Below are 748 nucleotides of genomic sequence, written 5' to 3' on the forward strand. Positions count from 1 at the left end.
GCTGACAAAGGGTTTGGTCGGTACGGCCGAGCTGGAGTGATCTCGGCGGTTTTCCCGGCGTGTCATGCCTGCGAACAGGAGCGGGCTCCTGATAGCTGAGGTGTTGTCGAAGCATCTCAGCAGCCAGGAGCCCGTGGTTGTCTGTCTACACGCCCGCGTCCGAAAATGCCAGTGGTTGCGCCTCGCCGGGGTGCCGATGTCACGGCCGAAGACCGGCGTATCCGTCGGATCTGTCCGATGCCGAGTGGGCGGTGCTGGAGGACGAGGCGCGGGCGGTGATGGCCGAGCTGGTCAAGGCCATGGGACGGCCGACGGTGCATGATCTGCGTGCGGTCTTGGACGCGATCGGCTATGTGACCAGCTACGGCATCGAGTGGCGGGCTCTGCCGGTCGACTTCCAGCCGCATGATGCGGTGTATGCGTTCTTCCTGCGCTGGTCCAAGCGCGGTCTGCCCGAACGGCTGGCCGGCCGGTTACGCGGCCGTCTTCGAGTCCTGGCCGGACGCGGTGAGCTTCCCACGGCGGGCTGTATCGACTCCCAATCGGTCCAGGCTGCCGAGACCGTTACTGCCCTGACCTGCGGCTACGATTCCGGAAAGAAGATCAAGGGGCAGAAGCGGCACATCGCTGTGGACACGCTCGGGCTCTTGTTGTGCGTGCTCGTCACCGCCGCCTCGGTCCAGGACCGCGACGGCACCCACTCGTTGCTGGCCCGGCTGCGGGAGAAGTTCTCCACCATCTCCCTGCT

General features: G+C 65.6%; 1 protein-coding gene. It reads left to right on the plus strand.

Translation table 11 applies throughout. From position 1 onward, the window contains the following. Positions 1–137: 137 nt before the first annotated feature. On the plus strand, positions 138–748 hold a 611-nt coding region (locus tag ACTMTI_RS56955; protein WP_441129423.1), incomplete at its 3' end, for an IS5 family transposase.

The organism is Nonomuraea sp. H19 (genome assembly GCF_052068215.1).
Classification (GTDB): Bacteria; Actinomycetota; Actinomycetes; order Streptosporangiales; family Streptosporangiaceae; genus Nonomuraea.